The 17,365-nt window shown below is 72.8% G+C and carries 18 protein-coding genes and 2 tRNA genes (1 of these 20 running past the window's edge); 7 read left to right on the plus strand and 13 right to left on the minus strand.

Annotated elements, in window-relative coordinates; genetic code table 11:
- The 5 genes from clpX to ACQ452_RS22290 all read right to left on the minus strand — a co-directional run.
- Positions 1–1,096, minus strand: partial view of an ATP-dependent Clp protease ATP-binding subunit ClpX gene (gene clpX, locus ACQ452_RS22270; protein ID WP_433387039.1) — the 5' portion only. The gene continues 203 nt to the left of window position 1, outside the view; 1,096 of the gene's 1,299 nt are visible here — the first part of the coding sequence; the start codon lies at positions 1,094–1,096; the stop codon falls past the left edge of the window.
- 217 nt (positions 1,097–1,313) lie between these two features.
- Positions 1,314–1,976, minus strand: coding sequence for an ATP-dependent Clp protease proteolytic subunit (locus tag ACQ452_RS22275; protein WP_433387040.1), 663 nt, complete (start codon positions 1,974–1,976; stop codon positions 1,314–1,316).
- Positions 1,977–1,986: 10 nt separating this feature from the next.
- Positions 1,987–2,628, minus strand: coding sequence for an ATP-dependent Clp protease proteolytic subunit (locus tag ACQ452_RS22280; RefSeq protein ID WP_433387041.1), 642 nt, complete (start codon positions 2,626–2,628; stop codon positions 1,987–1,989).
- A 170-nt stretch (positions 2,629–2,798) separates the two neighbouring features.
- Complete coding sequence (gene tig, locus ACQ452_RS22285; RefSeq protein WP_433387042.1) at positions 2,799–4,145, minus strand: trigger factor; 1,347 nt, start codon at positions 4,143–4,145, stop codon at positions 2,799–2,801.
- Between the two features lie 134 nt (positions 4,146–4,279).
- Positions 4,280–4,353: transfer RNA gene (locus tag ACQ452_RS22290), tRNA-Pro, on the minus strand.
- Between the two features lie 183 nt (positions 4,354–4,536).
- Here ACQ452_RS22290 and ACQ452_RS22295 point away from each other — a divergent pair.
- Positions 4,537–4,610 (plus strand) — tRNA-Gly (locus ACQ452_RS22295).
- Positions 4,611–5,046: 436 nt separating this feature from the next.
- Here ACQ452_RS22295 and ACQ452_RS22300 read toward each other — a convergent pair.
- The gene (locus ACQ452_RS22300) at positions 5,047–5,595 is read right to left on the minus strand and encodes an isochorismatase family protein (RefSeq protein ID WP_433387043.1); all 549 of its coding nucleotides are present in this window, start codon (positions 5,593–5,595) and stop codon (positions 5,047–5,049) included.
- 360 nt (positions 5,596–5,955) lie between these two features.
- Here ACQ452_RS22300 and ACQ452_RS22305 point away from each other — a divergent pair, with 360 nt between their 5' ends.
- Positions 5,956–6,480, plus strand: coding sequence for a hypothetical protein (locus ACQ452_RS22305; RefSeq protein WP_433387044.1), 525 nt, complete (start codon positions 5,956–5,958; stop codon positions 6,478–6,480).
- Between the two features lie 104 nt (positions 6,481–6,584).
- On the opposite strand, the gene ACQ452_RS22310 is transcribed toward ACQ452_RS22305, so the two are convergent.
- Together ACQ452_RS22310 and ACQ452_RS22315 are read right to left on the minus strand one after the other, a co-directional pair.
- Entirely contained in the window at positions 6,585–6,815 is a 231-nt protein-coding gene (locus ACQ452_RS22310; protein WP_433387045.1) for a fibronectin type III domain-containing protein, read from the minus strand.
- On the minus strand, positions 6,812–7,147 hold the full coding sequence (locus ACQ452_RS22315; RefSeq protein WP_433387046.1) for a hypothetical protein: 336 nt from the start codon (positions 7,145–7,147) through the stop codon (positions 6,812–6,814). The genes ACQ452_RS22310 and ACQ452_RS22315 overlap by 4 nt, the downstream gene beginning before the upstream one ends.
- 498 nt (positions 7,148–7,645) lie before the next feature.
- Here ACQ452_RS22315 and ACQ452_RS22320 point away from each other — a divergent pair, with 498 nt between their 5' ends.
- The 3 genes from ACQ452_RS22320 to ACQ452_RS22330 all read left to right on the plus strand — a co-directional run bounded on the left by ACQ452_RS22320 (position 7,646) and on the right by ACQ452_RS22330 (position 12,564).
- The gene (locus tag ACQ452_RS22320; RefSeq protein WP_433387047.1) at positions 7,646–8,155 is read left to right on the plus strand and encodes a hypothetical protein; all 510 of its coding nucleotides are present in this window, start codon (positions 7,646–7,648) and stop codon (positions 8,153–8,155) included.
- Between the two features lie 124 nt (positions 8,156–8,279).
- Positions 8,280–11,219, plus strand: a complete 2,940-nt coding sequence (locus ACQ452_RS22325) for an Hsp70 family protein (protein ID WP_433387048.1) — start codon at positions 8,280–8,282, stop codon at positions 11,217–11,219.
- Positions 11,220–11,337: 118 nt separating this feature from the next.
- Entirely contained in the window at positions 11,338–12,564 is a 1,227-nt protein-coding gene (locus ACQ452_RS22330; RefSeq protein WP_433387049.1) for a S8 family peptidase, read from the plus strand.
- Between the two features lie 110 nt (positions 12,565–12,674).
- On the opposite strand, the gene ACQ452_RS22335 is transcribed toward ACQ452_RS22330, so the two are convergent.
- Entirely contained in the window at positions 12,675–13,472 is a 798-nt protein-coding gene (locus ACQ452_RS22335) for a S1 family peptidase (protein WP_433387050.1), read from the minus strand.
- 195 nt (positions 13,473–13,667) lie between these two features.
- Between ACQ452_RS22335 and ACQ452_RS22340 the strand changes: the two genes are divergently transcribed.
- Positions 13,668–13,931, plus strand: coding sequence for a hypothetical protein (locus tag ACQ452_RS22340; protein ID WP_433387051.1), 264 nt, complete (start codon positions 13,668–13,670; stop codon positions 13,929–13,931).
- Positions 13,932–14,077: 146 nt separating this feature from the next.
- Here ACQ452_RS22340 and ACQ452_RS22345 read toward each other — a convergent pair whose 3' ends face one another.
- Entirely contained in the window at positions 14,078–14,623 is a 546-nt protein-coding gene (locus tag ACQ452_RS22345) for a hypothetical protein (protein WP_433387052.1), read from the minus strand.
- A gap of 220 nt (positions 14,624–14,843) precedes the next feature.
- On the opposite strand from ACQ452_RS22345, the gene ACQ452_RS22350 reads away from it, so the two are divergent.
- A complete protein-coding gene (locus ACQ452_RS22350) occupies positions 14,844–15,164 on the plus strand; it encodes a hypothetical protein (protein ID WP_433387053.1) in 321 nt (106 codons plus the stop codon).
- Positions 15,165–15,236: 72 nt separating this feature from the next.
- Here the strand turns inward: ACQ452_RS22350 and ACQ452_RS22355 are convergent, their stop codons facing one another.
- The 3 genes from ACQ452_RS22355 to ACQ452_RS22365 form a co-directional block, all read right to left on the minus strand.
- Entirely contained in the window at positions 15,237–15,704 is a 468-nt protein-coding gene (locus ACQ452_RS22355; RefSeq protein ID WP_433387054.1) for a ribose-5-phosphate isomerase, read from the minus strand.
- Between the two features lie 71 nt (positions 15,705–15,775).
- Positions 15,776–16,975, minus strand: coding sequence for a DUF1015 family protein (locus ACQ452_RS22360; RefSeq protein WP_433387055.1), 1,200 nt, complete (start codon positions 16,973–16,975; stop codon positions 15,776–15,778).
- Positions 16,976–17,046: 71 nt separating this feature from the next.
- A complete protein-coding gene (locus ACQ452_RS22365) occupies positions 17,047–17,256 on the minus strand; it encodes a hypothetical protein (RefSeq protein ID WP_433387056.1) in 210 nt (69 codons plus the stop codon).
- Positions 17,257–17,365: the final 109 nt, after the last annotated feature.

Genomic DNA, 17,365 nt, shown 5'->3' on the forward strand with positions numbered 1-17,365 from the left:
GCATGGCCTGGTCGGCGATCGCCTCCAGGGCCGGCTGGTCGAACTCCAGCTCGACGCCGTCGAGCTCGAAGAGGCGCTGGTACTGCCGGACCAGGGCGTTACGCGGCTCGGTGAGGATGCGCACCAGGGCGTCGCGGTCGAGGCTGCGCACGTTGGTGATCACGGGGAGCCGGCCGACGAACTCGGGGATCAGCCCGAACTTCAGCATGTCCTCCGGCATGACCTGGCTGAAGATGTCATCGGTCGACCGCTCCGAGACCGACCGCAGCCGGGCACCGAACCCGGTGCCGCCCTGCCCCCTGCGCGCCTCGATGATCTGGTCGAGCCCGGCGAAGGCGCCACCGCAGATGAACAGCACGTTTGTGGTGTCGATCTGGATGAACTCCTGGTGGGGGTGCTTGCGCCCGCCCTGCGGCGGCACGTTGGCCACCGTGCCCTCCAGCATCTTGAGCAGCGCCTGCTGGACACCCTCGCCGGAGACGTCCCGCGTGATCGACGGGTTCTCCGACTTACGGGCGATCTTGTCGACCTCGTCGATGTAGATGATGCCGGTCTCGGCGCGCTTGATGTCGTAGTCGGCGGCCTGGATCAGCTTGAGGAGGATGTTCTCCACGTCCTCGCCGACGTAGCCGGCCTCCGTGAGCGCGGTGGCGTCCGCGATGGCGAACGGCACGTTCAGCATCCGCGCCAGGGTCTGCGCCAGGTGGGTCTTGCCGCACCCCGTCGGACCGAGCAGCAGGATGTTGGACTTGGCCAGCTCCACGGCGTCGCTGCCGGAACCCGGCGCGCCGGCCGCCTCGGCCTGGATCCGCTTGTAGTGGTTGTAGACCGCGACGGCGAGCGCCTTCTTGGCCTGGTCCTGGCCGACGACGTAGGTGTCGAGGAACTGGCAGATCTCCATCGGCTTGGGAAGCTCTTCCCACTTCACCTCGCCGGACTCGGCCAACTCCTCTTCGATGATCTCGTTGCAGAGATCGATGCACTCGTCGCAGATGTAGACCCCGGGGCCCGCAATGAGCTTCTTGACCTGCTTCTGCGACTTACCGCAGAAGGAGCATTTCAGTAGGTCGCCGCCGTCACCGATCCGTGGTGCCACCTACGTTCTCCCTGCACTCGTCGGCCGGAGACCCGGCCCTCGCCTGCGGACGTGGAAGCGCCCGCCTCGTTTCGCCCCGCTCGTGCGGCCCGCCGGCGAACCGGTGGAGCCGCACAGACCCGACGTTACCCGCTGCCGGAGGTTTCTCCGACCCCCAAATCGGGCGTGTCAGACGGTCGGCCGGGAGTGGGCTCCCGGCCGACCGCGACCCGGCTGTTCAGCTGGCGGCGCTGGCCGCCAACAGGCCCTTCTTGCGGCTGGTGAGGATGGTGTCCACCAGCCCGTACTCCTTGGACTCCTCGGCCGTCATGATCTTGTCACGGTCGATGTCCTTACGGACCTTCTCGATCTCCCGGTTGCAGTGGCGGGAGAGCATCTCCTCGAGCTGCGTGCGCATCCGCAGGATCTCCCGGGCCTGGATCTCGATGTCCGAGCCCTGCCCGTAGCCACCCTCGGTGGCCGGCTGGTGGATGATGATCCGCGAGTTCGGCAGCGCCATCCGCTTACCGGCGGTGCCGGCCGCCAGCAGCACGGCGGCGGCGCTCGCCGCCTGACCGAGGCAGACCGTCTGGATGTCCGGCCGGACGTACTGCATGGTGTCGTAGATCGCCGTCATGGCGGTGAACGAGCCACCGGGCGAGTTGATGTACATGATGATGTCGCGGTCCGGGTCGGTGCCCTCCAGCGTCAGCAACTGCGCCATCACGTCGTTGGCCGACGCGTCGTCGACCTGGACGCCGAGGAAGATGATCCGGTCCTCGAAGAGCTTGTTGTAGGGGTTGGACTCCTTCACCCCGTACGACGTGCGCTCGACGAACGACGGCAGGACGTAGCGGTTGTGCACGGCCGCGAACTGGGGCGGCAGGCTCAGGTCGGTCATCGTCAGCTCCTCAGCTCAGGGTCCCGGCGCCATCCGGAACCTGGGCGGCCCCGATGATCACCTTGTCGATGAAGCCGTAGTCCAGGGCCTCCTGGGCCGTGAACCAGCGGTCGCGGTCGGAATCCGCCTCGATCTGAGCCTGGCTCTGACCGGTGTGGTGCGCGACCCGCTCCTGGAACATGCGCTTGGTGTAGAGCATCTGCTCCGCCTGGATGGCGATGTCGGACGCGGTGCCGCCCAGACCGCCGGAGGGCTGGTGCATCATGATCCGCGCGTGCGGCAGGGCGTAACGCTTGCCCTTGGTGCCGGCGCAGAGCAGCAGCTGACCCATGGACGCCGCCATGCCCATCGCCACGGTCGAGACGTCGTTGTCGATGAACTGCATGGTGTCGTAGATCGCCATGCCGGAGTAGACCGAACCGCCCGGCGAGTTGATCCAGAGGTTGATGTCGCGGTCCGGGTCCTCTGCGGCGAGCAGCAGGAGCTGCGCGCAGATGCGGTTGGCGACCTGGTCGGTCACCTCGCTGCCCAGGAAGATGATGCGTTCCTTGAGCAACCGGTTGTAGACCGAGTCGTCGAGGTTGCCAATGGTGTCGCCACCGCGGGCATCGATCGCCCGGAGCGGCTTCGCGTGGATGTGCATGTCGGTCATGGCAGCCCTTCGCTCTCCGTACCGTCCTACCCGACACTAACCGCTCAGCCAGGTGGCAGAGCGTCGGTCCGGGCAGTGTTCGCTATCAGCGCAGCACCGTCGAGGCGTACCCGGAAAGGGAATCGGCCGCCGTCCACCGCAGGCGGCGGACGGCGGCCTCACCCCGACGATCAGTGCTCGTGGTTGTGCTCGGCCTCGTCGGCGGCGCGCAGGGCGTCGAGGGTGACCTCGTTGCCCGCCGCGTCCTTGATCTTGATGCGCTCCATGACCGAGGCCAGGGCCTTGCCCCGCCGCACGTCACCGAAGATGGCGCCGGCCGCACCCGAACGCACGAGCTGGTCGTAGTACTGCTGCGGGGCCATCCCGGCGCGCTGGGCCCGGTGCACGATCTCGTGGCCGAACTCGTCGTCGGAGACCTGCACGTCCTCGGCGTCGGCGAGGGTGTCCAGCAGAAGCTGGATCTTGACGCCCTCGGTCGCCGCCTCGGTCAGCTCGGCGTCGATCTGCTCCTCGGTCTTCTCCTCGGCGGCGAGGTATTCCTCCATGGAGGCGCCGATCCGCTCGAGCTGGTCGACCATCGCCTGCTTGCGGTTCTCGACCTCCTCGCGGATGACACCCTCCGGCGCCGGCACCTCGGCGGCGGCCACCATCTGCTCCAGCGCCTTGTCGCGGGCGGCGTAGATCTGCTCGACCCGCTTGCCCCGGCTGACCCGCTCGCGCAGGTCGCCGCGCAGCTCCTCCATGGTGTCGAACTCGCTCGCCAGCTGTGCGAACTCGTCGTTCAGCTCCGGCAGCTCCTTCTCCTTGACCGTGCGGACGGTCACCGCCACCTCGGCGTCGCTGCCGGCGAGGTCGCCGCCGACGAGCTGGGTGGTGAAGGTCGTGCTCTCGCCGGCGGACAGGCCGACGACGGCCTCGTCCAGGCCCGGGAGGAGCTGCTTGCTGCCGACCTCGTGGGAGATGTTGCTGGCCGAACCGCCCGGCACGTCCTCGCCGTCGACGGTGGCGTTCAGGTCGATCTGGACGTAGTCGCCGTCCGCGGCGGCCCGCTCGACGGTCTTCAGGGTGGCGAACCGCTCGCGCAGACCCTTCACCTGCTCGTCGACCTCGCTGTCGTCGATCTGCAGCTCGTCGACGGTCACCTCGATGGTGGTCGGATCCGGCAGGGTGATCTCCGGGCGGACGTCGACCTCGGCGGTGAAGTTGAGGGAGTCACCGTCGTTGAACTCGGTGATCTCGACCTCCGGGCGGCCGAGCGTCTTCAGGTCGTGCTCACGCACGGCGGCGAGGATCTGCTGCGGGATGGCCTCCTGCACCGCCTCGTTGAGGACGGTGCCCCGGCCGACCCGCTGGTCGATCACGGCCGTCGGAACCTTGCCCTTACGGAAGCCGGGCACCTGGACCTGCTGCCCGATCTCCCGGTACGCCTTCCTGAGGCTCGGCTCGAGCTCGACGAACGGCACCTCGATGGCGAGCCGCACGCGCGTCGGGCTCAGAGTCTCGACGGTGCTCTTCACAGGCGTACTCCTTGACGGATCTCGGTTTTAGTCTGGGCGCAACAAGCCCATCGAGTGTAGGTGAGCCGGCCGGCCGGGCCGGCAGCGGCCGGGACCGCGCGGAGAGCGACCCCGCGACCGGTCGCGGACGACAGTCGGGGTGGCGGGATTTGAACCCACGGCCCCTCGCTCCCAAAGCGAGTGCGCTACCAACCTGCGCCACACCCCGTGACGACGAGCAGTCTATGCCGTCGCGGGCCACCAGGCGTGCCGGGGCGGCGGCCAACGCGCCGAATCGGACCAAACGGGCACCCAGCCACTGTCCGCGACCCGTCTGGCCGCCGGTGGGGTACGGCCGCGCGAGCCGAGCAGGTCGTTGGGTACGCTGTCGACGTCCCGCGATGGCGGGCACGCGGGCGTAGCTCAATGGTAGAGCTTCAGTCTTCCAAACTGACGGTGCGGGTTCGATTCCCGTCGCCCGCTCCACGAACTCCGGCCCAGGTCAGCGGCATCGCCGCCGAGCCTGGGCCGTTCTCGTTCCAGCCCTCTTTTGATCTTGCGTGCCATTGGCGTGCCAGTAGCGCCGGCCGCGCCGTCCGAGGCGGGTTCTCGTGCCGGTGGGCGGCGGTCCGGCTCCCCGGCCGCCGTTGCCTTCGCCGACTCGCCGGTAGCCCTGACCAGTACTGCCCGCATGCCGACGTGGCTTATCCGTTGCAGCGGTTCTCCGACGGCAGTGCCGCACCGGGGGCGTGGTCGCCGTCCTCGATGCGCTTCCGCAGCGGGTTCAACACGCGCAGGTACTTCGGCGTCACACGCCCGACCGCTGCGGCAAGCCACCCCGACCACGACGGCGGCGCTCCGTGCCGCCCGGAGCTGGTCGCGCACCGCACTGGACAGGCAGGTGCCCACCGGGCGGCCCCAGCTAATCTCGCGAGACCGGTGCCGGTGCCGCGAAGTCAACCTCCATCGCTGACAGAACCCGAACGCTGCGATCGGGGAAGCCGATGTGCCGGTAGATCTCGTTGTGGTGGGCGATCGATTGGTTTGGCGCAACGAAGTCCGTCGGTCCGGAGCGAATGGATGTCGTGTGCCCGTCCGCCACGAGTACCAGGTCGTAGCCGTGGCTGAGCGCCTGGCGCGCGGTCGTCTCCACACAGTTCTCCGTGGCGAAGCCCGTGACCAGAACCTCGGTCACGCCGACAGAACGTAGCGTCGCATCGAGTTCGGTGCCCAGGAAGGCGTCCGCGGTCGTCTTCGTCACTACCGGCTCACCTTTCTGCGGCGTCAGGTCGGGCAGGACGCCACCGCATTGGTGCTGCTTGATGGTGACCACAGGAACGCCCGAGGCGCGCGCCCTGGAGCTGAGGCTCGCGATGGTTGCGACGGTACGGTCAGGGCAGTGCATGATCGACAGCATGTCGTCCTGCATGTCGATGACGAGGAGCGCAGGGCGGTGTGGCTGCGGCGGCATGAGCACACCGTAGCTTTGGAGAGTTGGCCGCAACCAACATCAGAAGCCGGAGTTAATCGGGCTAACGGGTCCACCCGGTACGGGGCCGCGCCTCTGCGTCTCGTTGCCTCGATGCCATCCGGGCTGCCGGGGACATCGTTGCCTCCACCGCCGACAGGCCCACCCCCGTGGACAGGCCGTGACGATCGCTGCGAGTGGTCACCCACCGTTGTGCTTCCGGCGGTCGCTGCCGCGCCGCTTCGAGGCCTGTCACCAGGTACCGGGGTCCAGTCGCGCGGAAACCCGGCGACAGGCAAGCCGCGCCGAGCCTGGGCGTTCGTGTTCCGACCGCCTCGATGTCATCCTCCCTACTGTTCACGGATGGGTTACGACATCGGCCTGTCCATAGCGGGTCAGGACGACGACCACGGCGACGGGTTGCCGCCCCGCCAGCTCACCGACGGGCAGGAGGCCGCCTGGCGGCGGATCGTCGCGCGGGCGCGGCGGGAGATCGGGGCAGCCGAGGAGGGTCGGTACCCGACGCACCTTGAGTTGTGGCTCTACGATCCCGCCATGCAGCTGTGGTACGCCGGCGATTCCGCTTCCATCGAGATCCCCTACCGGTACGCGGCGACCGCAGCCGGCGCGCAGGCCGCCCTCGCCGCCGCGTACGCCCTCGCCCGCATCGTGGCCGCCGAGACCGGCATGCGCGGCGTCGATCATGAGGTGGGCGGGGCGATCCGGGACGACGACCTGCCACGGGCGGTGGCCCGTTACCGGGGCGTCGGAGAGCACGTTCGCGCCCTGGTGGCGGGGGAAGCACCGCAGGCCGACCCGGCGGGATTAGCCGCGCAGGCCGACCCGGCGGGGGAAGCACCGCAGGCCGACCCGCCCGCGGACAGCTGAGGCTCCCGGCGGAGCATCCTGCCGGGGCGTCAGCGGCGCCGCCCTGCGCCGCTGACGCCCCGGGACGGCGCCGCGATCGACCGCGTCGTTCCCGCCGGCGGCGGTCAGCCGACGGTGAGGGTCGGGCCGGGCGCCGGCAGCCCCTCACCGGCCGCGTTGAGTGAACACACGGCCAGGACGTACGAGTGGCCGCTGATCAGCCCCGACAACCGGACGGACCGCCCGGTGGTGGTCTTGGTGGCGACGATGCTGCCCGGTTCGGAGCTGTCGAGGTAGTAGACGCGGTAGCTGTGCACGGTCCCGCTGTACGGGCCGGTGGCCGCGTCCCAGCTCACGTCGACGTAGCCCGACCCCGAGGCCTGATGTTCGGCGGGCCTGCGGCGGTCTCCAGTTGCGCGACGGTGGTCGACGCGATCGGTGACGGCCCGGTGGCCAGCCAGTTGCCGCGGGTGGCCACGACGTAGAACTCGTAGCGGTGACCGGGCGCCACCCAGTTCACCGACCAGGAGTCGGCCGGGATCTGCAACGGCAGCCGCTCGAACGCTCCCCCGGCCGTCGCGTCGCGTTGGTAGAGCCAGTAGCCGCCGGCGCCGAACGAGTGCTGCCACTCGAGCCTGATCCCCGCGGCGGTGGGCGTGGCGCGCATCCAGGCGGGCGAGACGGGCACCAACGCCGGTATGGAACCGGTCGGATCGGTGTAGGGGCGGCCTCCAGCTTCGCGTTGTACGCGCTGATCCGGGCGCCCAGGTCCGGCTGCGCGTCCAGCGGGGTGCGCCGCGGCACGGTCGCGACCAGCAGCCGGATGCTGTGCTTGGCCGACCGGGCGTTCGCGATCAGCGTCCGCATGTCCGCGATCAGGCCGTCGGGTCGGACACCCCCAGCCGAGGTCGTTGAAGCCCACCAGTGCGCAGCCCGTTTCCGGATCCACCCTGGTCTATGGGAGCGGGTACCGCAAGGCCTCACCTCGACGACGTGCAGGACGCACCGTCCTCGGGGGAGGACGGTGCGCCGGGGGCACGCCACGGCGACGCCGACCGCCCGGGGCCGCTGCGCCCGCGCCACCCGTCCGGCGGCAAATGCGTCGCCCGGCGGGCGCGCTGCTGCCACCATGGCGAGCGTGGACGGTCCCTCCCCCACCTGGCGAAGCGCTCTTCTCGGTCGCGTCGTGGCCGAGATCGAAGCCGAGATCCGCCAGGAGTGGCACGCCCTGCTGCGCGACCTCGACGTCGCCGCGGACTCGGCGGAGGCGATCGAGGTGGCCTGGCTGGTGGTGGCCGATCCGGCGGCGTACGGGTGGCGGACGGTCGACGGCGCGCTCGATCGGCTGACCTGCCCGGCGTGCGGGTCGCGGCTGACCGGGGGGCCGGTCTCCTGCGAGACGTGCGAGTTCCACCACCGGATGCGCTTCGGGGCGCGCGAGGTGGACCGCCGCGACGTCCCGCCGGGCAACGAACACGCCCTGCGGGTGGCGAGCGCGGTGACCCGTACGCGCCATCGGTACCCGCCCAGGGCCCGGGTGGGCTACGAACTGGTGTTGCCGCAACTCGTCGCCGGTGCGCTGCCCACCACGAGGCAGGCCCAGGCCGGCAAGGCTCTCATCAACAGGCTGAGCGACGAGGAGTGCGATCGCGTCACCGATTTCGCCCAGGTCGAGGAGCTGGCGCGCGGTCGCTGATCCCCTCTCGACGCGGCGACCGCGGCACGAGCGGTACGGCGCGTCAGGGCGGGACCGACGTCGGTGCGGCTGCTGCGTACGATGCGGGACCGGGCATCCCCTCGTCCCGCGGAGGTAACGGCAGATGGCAGGCCAGCACGAGGGGTACGCCCTCGGCGTCGACCTCGGCACGTCCCACACCGTCGCCGTGTTGCGCCGGCCCGACGGGCACACCCGCCCGCTGCTCGTGGACGGCCAGCCGGTGCTCCCCTCCGGCGTGTACGCCGACACGGACGGGCTGCTGCACGCCGGTCGGGACGCCCAGCGGCTGGCCCGCACCGATCCGGGCCGGTACGAGCCGAACCCGAAGCGGCGCATCGACGAGCCCACGCTGCCGCTGGGTGATCGCCGGTACCCACCGGCCGAGCTGCTGGCCGCGACGCTGCACGCGGTGGCCCGGGCCGCCGTCGAGACGGTCGGGTTCCTGCCCCCGGCGGTGCTCACCTGCCCGGCGACCTGGAACGAGGCCCGGCGTCAGGTGCTGGCCGACGCCCTGGCGCTGGCCGGTTGGCCGACGGCGGCCGAGCACACCCTCTCCGGCCCCACCCCGCCGGGCACCCGGCTGCTGCGGGAACCCGTGGCCGCCGCGCGCTACTACACCCAGGTGCTGCGCCGCCCGGTGCCGGTGGGCGGGACGATCGCGGTCTTCGACCTCGGCGCCGGGACGCTGGACGTCGCCGTGCTGCGCAACGAGGGCGCCGACCCGTGGGGCGACTCCGGCTTCGCCGTCGTCGCCGCTGGCGGCGCCGACGACCTCGGTGGACTGGACCTGGACGCGGCCCTGCTGGGCCGCCTCGGCGAGCTGGTCGCCGAGGCGCACCCGCGACGGTGGGAGCGGCTGAACCGCCCGGAGTCCGCGACGCAGTGGCGGGAACGGCACGAGCTGTGGGAGAACGTGCGGGGCGCGAAGGAGATGCTGTCGCGGGTCCCCGCCGCGCCGGTGGCCGTGCCGGGGGTGGAGGCGGCCGTCACGCTCACCCGGGCCGACCTGGAGCGGGTCGCCGCGCCGCTGTTGGGCCGGGCCGTGGCGGTGACCCGGGAGGTGATCGGCGCCGCCGGCCTCGACCCGCAGCAGCTCTCCGGCCTGTTCCTGGTCGGCGGCGCCACCCGGATGCCGATGGTGGCCCGGCTGCTGCACGCTGAGCTGGGCGTCGCCCCCACCGTGCTGGAGCAGCCGGAGCTGCCGGTGGCGGAGGGGGCGCTGACCGACCTGCCCCTGCCCCGACGCGCCCGGGCCGCCGACACCTTCGCCGTGCCCGCGCAACCCGCCGCCGCGCCGCAGCCCGGGTCCGTCGCGCCGCAGCCGCCCGCGCCGACCGCCGTCGCCGGGCCGGAGGGCGTCACGCCGGCCCTGCCCGCCGGGCTGACGCCGACGATGGTCGGTGGCCCGTCGACCGCAGCGACCGTGCCCGCCGTGCCGGCACCGCACGCGCCGTTCGCCCCGCCGGGCGCGGCAGCCGGAGCCCCGCCCCCCGCCGCCCCCTGGGCGCCGGCCGGGGAGTCCGCGGCGCACGCACCGGCCGGGGCCTCGGGGCCGTACGGGTCGCCGGGCGTTGCCGAGGGCGGGGCGCCGGGGGCGTGGCCGGGCGCACCCGTCTCCGGCACGCCGGTGCACCCGACGCCCGACGGCCCCCGGGACGGGCCGACGCTTCCCCGGCGTCGGGCACTCTGGATCTCGCTCGCCGCCGTCCTCGCCCTCGCCGGCGTGGCGACCGCGGCGGCGCTGTACCTGACCCGGGACCGCTACCCCGGCCTGGAGTTCCGGGCCGTCGAACAGGTGGCCCGGGTGCCGGCGGGCACGCAACGGCCGGCGGACATGTTCACCGCGGTCCTCGACGGCCGCGCCTACCTCGGGTACCCGCTGTCCGACGGCCGGCTGGAGGTGGTCGCGGTCGACACCGCTACCGGCGCGGTGCGGTGGCGTAAGCAGACCGCCCTGTCCTCGCCGCAGTGGGAGCGCATCGTCGCCCTGCCCGGCGGGGTCGCGGTCTTCGCCGACGCCATCGGCGACGACACCCCCCGGGACCTCGTCCTGCTCGACGGCGCGTCCGGGGAGCAGCGGTGGCGCCAGTCGATCCTGGGCGACGAGGAGGTGCTCTTCGGCGACGGCGTCGCGGTGCGCGTCGACCGCGCCGGGAAACGGCTGGTCGGACTGCAACTGAGCGACGGCCGGGAGATCTGGACGCAGCCCAGCCCGCGCGACCGGTACGACAACGCCCCCACCAGCGTCCACCGCGTCGACACCGACGAGGCGCTGGGGGGTCCGGCCTTCCTCAGCGGTGCCCCGCGCAACCGCTGGCTCGGCGACGTCGCGCAGATCGTGCAGGTGGGCGCGGACCGGTCCGTGCGGCTGCTCGACATGGGAAACGGCCGGAAGATCCGCGAATGGACCGGGGTCGCCGACCACGACGACCTCGTGGCGGTGCACGGGGACCGGCTCTACGTCGCCCGCGACGAGACGGCCTACCAGGTGCTCGCGTACGACCTGGCGACGAACGCCCAGCCGAAGGTGCTCTACAGCGCCGGCGACGACCGGCGTCGGCCGAAGGCCCTGGTGCCCTGCGGCGAGCGGCGGGCGTGCGTGCTGGAGGTGACCGGCGGCGACGCCGAGACCGCCGAGGTGGTGGCGGCGGACGAGAAGGGCTTCGACCGCTGGAAGGCGCCGGAGGCGACCCTGCTGGTGCCACTGGGTGAGCACCTGCTCGCCCAGCGGCAGTCCCCGGAGTACGCCGGCACGCTGTTCGGCCCCGACGGTCGGGTCGTGCAGGAGCGGGGTGGGGTGGCGGTCCGGCTCGACGCGGGCAACCTGCTGTTCTTCGCCGAGCAGACCAGCTCGGGCGAGGACGACCGCAGCGTCGCCGGGATGTCGGTGAAGTCCGGCGAGGTGACGGAGCTGGGCCGGTTGGAGGACGTCCGCAGCGACACCTGCTCGTGGAACACCAGCGTCATCGTCTGCGGCGCCGGGCGGGACGGCGGGGCGGAGTCCCCGTACGGTTTCGTGCTCTACCGCTTCGCCGACGAGTAGCCAGAAGCCGACATTGATTCAGAAGGATCTATATAGCCGATAGCCTCCTCGCAACGGCCAGGTTGCCCCGCGTCCGCCTCCCGAGCCGGCGCGGGGCCGACAGGAGGAGGACCGGCAGATGACACTTCCCCGTACCCGACGATGGCGGGCCCGCGCGGTGGGCGTACTCGCCGCCGCCGCGATCGCCGCCGCGACGGGCGCACCCGCCACGGCGGCCCCCGCCGCCACCGGCGAGATCCTGCACGCCGACGCCGCGAACGCCGTGGCCGACCGCTACGTCGTGGTGCTCAAGGGCGACGCCCTCGCTCCCGGCGGCGACCGCCGGGGGGCCCTCACGAGCGCCGCCGACCGGCTGGCCGACCGGTACGGAGCCACCCTCGGACCCGTCTACGGGCACGCCCTCACCGGCTTCGTCGCGCACCTGCCGGAGCGGGCGGCCCGTCGCCTCGCCGCCGACCCGGCCGTGGCGTACGTGGAGTCCGACCGGGTGGTGACCCTCGTCGGCCCGGGCGTGCAGCTCAACCCACCCTCGTGGGGCCTGGACCGCATCGACCAGCGCCGGCTCCCGCTCGACGGCCGGTACGCCTACCCGAACACCGCGCACAACGTGCACGCGTACGTCCTCGACACGGGCGTGCGGGGCACCCACGTCGACTTCGGCGGCCGGGCCGGCGGCGGGGTCGACCTCGTCGACGGCGGCCCGGCCGACGACTGCAACGGCCACGGCACCCACCTCGCCGGCACCGTCGGCGGCACCCTGCACGGGGTGGCGAAGGAGATCCGGCTGCGGCCGGTACGCGTGCTCAACTGCGCCGGCAGCGGCACCGTCTCCCAGGTCATCGCCGGGGTGGACTGGGTCACCGCCAACGCGGTGCGGCCGGCGGTGGCGCTGCTGGCGCTCGGCGGTGGGGCCAGCACGGCGCTGGACAACGCGGTGGTCGCGTCGATCGCGTCCGGGGTGACCTACGTCGTAACGGCGGGCAGCTCGAACGCCAACGCCTGCAACTACTCCCCGGCGCGGGTGGCGGCGGCGCTCACCGTGGCCGGCACCACCAGCACCGACGCCCGGATGCCGAGCGGCAACTACGGCGGCTGCCTCGACCTGTACGCCCCCGGCGCCAACATCAGGTCCACCTGGCACACCGGCGACACGGCGGTGACCACCATCAGCGGCGGTTCGATGGCCGCCGCGCACGTCGCCGGGTGTGCGGCGCTCGTCCTCTCGGCCAATCCCACCTGGACCCCGGCCCAGGTGGCGGCCCACCTGACCGGCCGGGCCACGGTCGGCGTGCTCACGGGCGTGGTCAGCGGCACCTCGAACCGCCTGCTCTACTGCGGTCCCTGAACCCCCGGGGCGGCTCCCCGTCACCGGGGAGCCGCCCGCCCACCCGAGGCCGCGACAACGTGCGCGGGGCCCGACCGGTCCAGCCGGTCGGGCCCCGCGGAGGTTGCGGGTCAGCCGCCGAGGCTCGCCGCCCCCGAGGCGATCGCCGCGGCGAACGTGCTCACCTGGCTGTAGACGCCGGGGTAGGAGGGCCGGGCGCAGCCGTTGCCCCAGCTCACGATCCCGACCTGGATCCAGGCGTTGCTCGCGTCCCGCCGGAACATCGGGCCGCCCGAGTCACCCTGGCAGGTGTCGGTGCCACCGCTGGCGTAGCCGGCGCAGATCTCCTCGCTCGCGATGACCTGGCCGCCGTAGTAGGAGTTGCAGGTCGCGTCGCTGACGAACGGCACGGTGGCCTTGCGCAGGTAGCGCTGCTGCGCGCCACCCTCGCGGGTGGCGCCCCACCCGGCGACCGTGAAGGTGCCGTTGTCGTACGCGGTGCTGGTGGCGATCTTCAGCGTCGGGAGCGTGGTGACCGGCGTGGCCAGCCGGATCAGGGCCCAGTCCTTGCCGTTGCCGTTGTAGCCGGGCGCGCGGTAGACGTAGTTCGAGCGCACCTGGATCCGGCTCGACGACTGCAGGTCCACCGCGCCGAGGGTGGCGGTGATGCTGGTGTTCGCGCCCGTCCTGCCCACGCAGTGGGCGGCCGTCAGCACCAGGTTGGGGCTGTAGAGCGAGCCGCCGCAGCCCATGGAGAGCCGGACCATGAAGGGGAACTCCCCCTGCGCGGCCAGCGTCCCGCCCACGACGTACGGGGTCATCCCGGGCGCGGGCCCGGCGGAGGCCGGAACGGCCAGGACGAACGAGCCGACGGTGACCGCCACCAACGCGGTGGCCAACCGGCCGACGAGTGTGCGCCAACGGACCATGGGAGCCTCCCGAACCTTCGCGGCGCGTCCTGGGCGACACGCCGGCAACCGATGGCGGGAGCCTATGGATGCTCATCGATGCCTGGCAATGGCCCGACACATCCCGCGTCGGTCATACCGCCGGCGCCCCCTCGTCGCCACGCCCCGGCGACCGTCGCCCGTTTTGCACCGGGTCCACCCGGGTACCGCCCTGACATGGACACGAACACGAAGGCACACCTCGTCGGCGGACCCCGGGACGGCAGCACCCTCGACACGGGCGACGCCCTGGTGGAGGTGGAGATCGACGGCATGATGCACCGCTACATCCGGACCACGCAGCGGCACGGCGAGGGCGGCATCACCTACAACTACGACGGAATGGTGGCGCCCGGCGGCGGGGAGCCCGGCGTCGAGGACCCGGCCGCCCGGGTGGCCTCCCCGAAGGCGGAAGCGGAGGGCCACGGCGGAACGCACTGAGCCGCGAAGCAGCCCCGGCCGGGCGCGGATGAACCGTGGCCGGCCGGGTAAGCAGCCGGCCACCTGGTGGAACGACCGAAGGTCGCGGGAGACCGCGACCGCACGCGCGGGCGGGCGGGCCACGCCGGCCCGCCCGCGACGTACGGTCAGTTGCCCGTGACCCAGTTCCAGGCCGACACGACCCACTCGGTCTGCTGGAGGTAGGCGATCCCGAGGACGGTCAGGAACACGGCCGTCACCAGGTGCGCGCCGCGGGCGCTGCGCCGGATCCGACCCAGCTGCCGCTCCAGCACCAGCCGGCCGAGCAGCCGGGTCAACGCGAAGAGGCCGGCGGCCACCAGCAGGCTCAGCACGAAGATCAGCAGTGGGCCGCCGAGGTCACCCCCGCCCGAGATGGCCCAGATCCCCCAGCAGACGAAGGCGAAGAGCGCCCCGGCGACACTCCACTCCCCGCCCCGCTTCAACTGCTCCACGTGCCAACTGAGCGGCCGACGCGGCGCCGGCTCGCCCGGCCACCCCGTGCCCGTCGGCTCGTGCTCCACGACGGGAAGCGGCTCGGTCCGTGACGTGCGGGACCGTCCGACCGAGGCCACCCCCCGCTGGTACGCGTCGCGCTGCGGCGGCACCGCGGCACCGGGCTGCGGCGGCACCTCGACGGTCCGCTCGGCCCACGGTTGCGTCTGGTCGACCATCTCGTCCCTCCCCTGGACCCGACGGCGGCCACCGGCCGCCGTCCCTTCCGAGGGTAGCCAGCCGGCAAATCCGTCGCCGCGCCCGCACCGGCACGCACCCCCGGCCCCGACCGGGCGGCGCTCAGGTGTGTCGCGCGGCACCCGGCAGAACCCGGCCGCAACCGTCGTCCCCGCGGGCGGGGAGCCGGCGCCGACCGGGCCAGGGCGGTACGGTCGGCGGATGGGAGACGTGGAGCGACGTCGGCGTCGGTTGCGGCACCCGAGCGGCGAGGCGGGCGCGACCGAGACCCCCAACGCGCCGGCCACCGGGACCCCCGACGCTCCCGTGCCACCCCGCGTCCGCCGGAGCGGGCCGGGTGAGGAGGGCGACCGCGGCCTACGGGGCCTCGTCGGCCCCGGCTCGTCCCAGGTGAACGTGACCGCCGCGATGCGGGCCCGCGACGCCGCCCGCCCCACCGACGACGACCTGGCCGAGGCCGAGAAGCGTGTGGTGGTCGTGCGCCGCAACTGGACGCCCCGCGAGGATCTCCCCCGCCGCTGATCCCCGACCCGCGCACCGCCCGGCGGTGCGGCGGTCGGAAGGCCCGGAGGACCGGGCGACCCGACCGGGCGGTCAGGGAAGGGCGGGGAGCTGGCGGGTGCCCTCGTAGTCGGCCACCTGGGCGATGCGGCGCGCGTGCCTGTCGTTGCCCGAGAACGGCGTGGTCAGGAACGCCTCGACGATGGCGGTCGCCTCGTCCAGCGTGTGCTGGCGGGCGCCGACCGCGACGACGTTGGCGTCGTTGTGCTCGCGGGCGAGCTGGGCGGTGTCGGTGCTCCAGGCGAGGGCCGCCCGGACGCCGGCCACCTTGTTCGCGGCGATCTGCTCGCCGTTGCCCGAACCGCCGATGACCACCCCGAGACTGCCGCCGTCAGCCACCACCCGGTCACCGGTGTGCAGGCAGAAAGCCGGGTAGTCGTCGTCCGGGTCGAAGGCGTGCGGGCCGACGTCGACCACGTCGTACCCCTCCTTGGTCAGGTGGTTGACCAGGTGCACCTTCAGCTCGAAACCGGCGTGGTCGGATCCCAGGTAGACGCGCATACCGCGCAGTCTGTCAGGCCCGCCCGCGCGCCGGCGCGCGGGCGGCGCCACCGAGGCGGATTCGGCACCGGTCAGCGGGACAGCTCGGCGACCACCAGGCCGCCGCGCGCCTTCGGGGTGAACCAGGTGCTCTTGCGCGGCATCTTCTCGCGCGCCAGGTTGACCGCCACGAAGTCGTCCACGGTCACCGGGGCGACCAGCACCGCCAGCTCCGCCCGGCCCGCGTCGACCTCGCCGGTCAGCCAGCTCGCCGGGTAGTCGCCGCCGACGTAGGTGATCCGCTTGTCGCCCGGGTCGAGCCCGAGCGCGTCGCGCAGCAGCAGCCGCTCGACCAGGGCGTGGTCCAGGTTCTCCAGCGGGTTGTCGCCGGCGTGCGGCAGGATGACCGCGTACCCCCGGCCGGCGAGGCGCAGGTGCACGACGCCGCCGGCCGCCGGGACCTCGACCGGGCCGTCGAGCGGGTCGATGCGCGCGCCCGCGGCGCGCAGCCGGGCGAGCAACTCGTCGGCGGTGGTGGTCAGCTCGCTGACCAGCCGGTTGTAGGGCTGGATCGCGACCGACGCCGGGGTCGTGATCACCGACAGGAAGCGCGGCAGCCCGCCGGTCTGCGCGGCCAGGCTGCGGTGGTTGCCGTCGGCCACGACCAGCTCGCCGCCGCCCGCGAGGGCGGTCAGCTCGTCCTGGCGCGGGCCCGGCCCGAGCAGCCAGATGGCGTGGGTGCGCCCCGACTGGTCGGTGTCGGTCGCCGCCGGCGCCCCGGCCGCGTCGGTCGCCGCCGCGAGGGCGGCGTGCAGCTCGTCGCCGCGCCCGGTCTGCAGCAGCAGTACGGGCGACAGCAGGTGGCCCAGCGTCTCGGCGAGGGCCACGCGCTCGCGCACCTTGGCGATGAAGACGTCCTCGTTGCGGATGACCAGACCGGGCTCGTCGGCGCGGGTCGAGATCTGGTCGGTGTCGACCATGGCCCAGAGCCCGTACGCGTTCTCCTCCCCCGGCGCGCTGATCCGGTAGAGGACCACGACCTGCTCCGCCGGGGTGTAGCTGCCGTCGGCCTTGGCCTCGGCGAGGCGGGCCGCCGCGGCCGGCAGGGCGTCGAGGAAGGACCTGCCCAGGCTCTCCGGTGCCCGGTGCGGCATCTCGATGCCGAGGGCACTGTGCGGGTTCGCCTCGATGATCGCGGTGATCTCCGCGTCGTCGGCGAACTCGTCGTAGTTCTGCGCGCCGGTGCCGCCAGTGGTGATCCAGGCCCGGGCGATCGGATGCACGACCGTCATGTGCCAAGACGCTACCGGCGAGGCTATTCCCGCCCGGGTGGGACCCGCGCGAGGTCCACCAGATGAAAGAGCTAACGGGGCGGGGTGAGCCGGGAGGTGACCGGCACGCGGGCCACACCCACCACGATCGGCGGGGCGAGCAGGTCCACCACGTGCTCGGGGAGGTCGGGACGCAGCGTCGGCCAGCGGGAGTCGTCGACCGACCAGTACGCGGTGACCGGACCCTCGCCCACCCCCTCCCGGGTCGACGGATCGTCACCGGACGCACGGTGCTTGGCCATGTGAACTGCCTCCACGAGCTGCGGATGCGGCCCGCGGGCCGCTGCGGCGGACACCGTGGCCAACGATCGCGCGCGCGACCCGGTGACGCGCCACCCCGCCCGCCGGGGT

This window comes from Micromonospora sp. KLBMP9576 (genome assembly GCF_050941805.1).
Lineage (GTDB): Bacteria > Actinomycetota > Actinomycetes > Mycobacteriales > Micromonosporaceae > Micromonospora.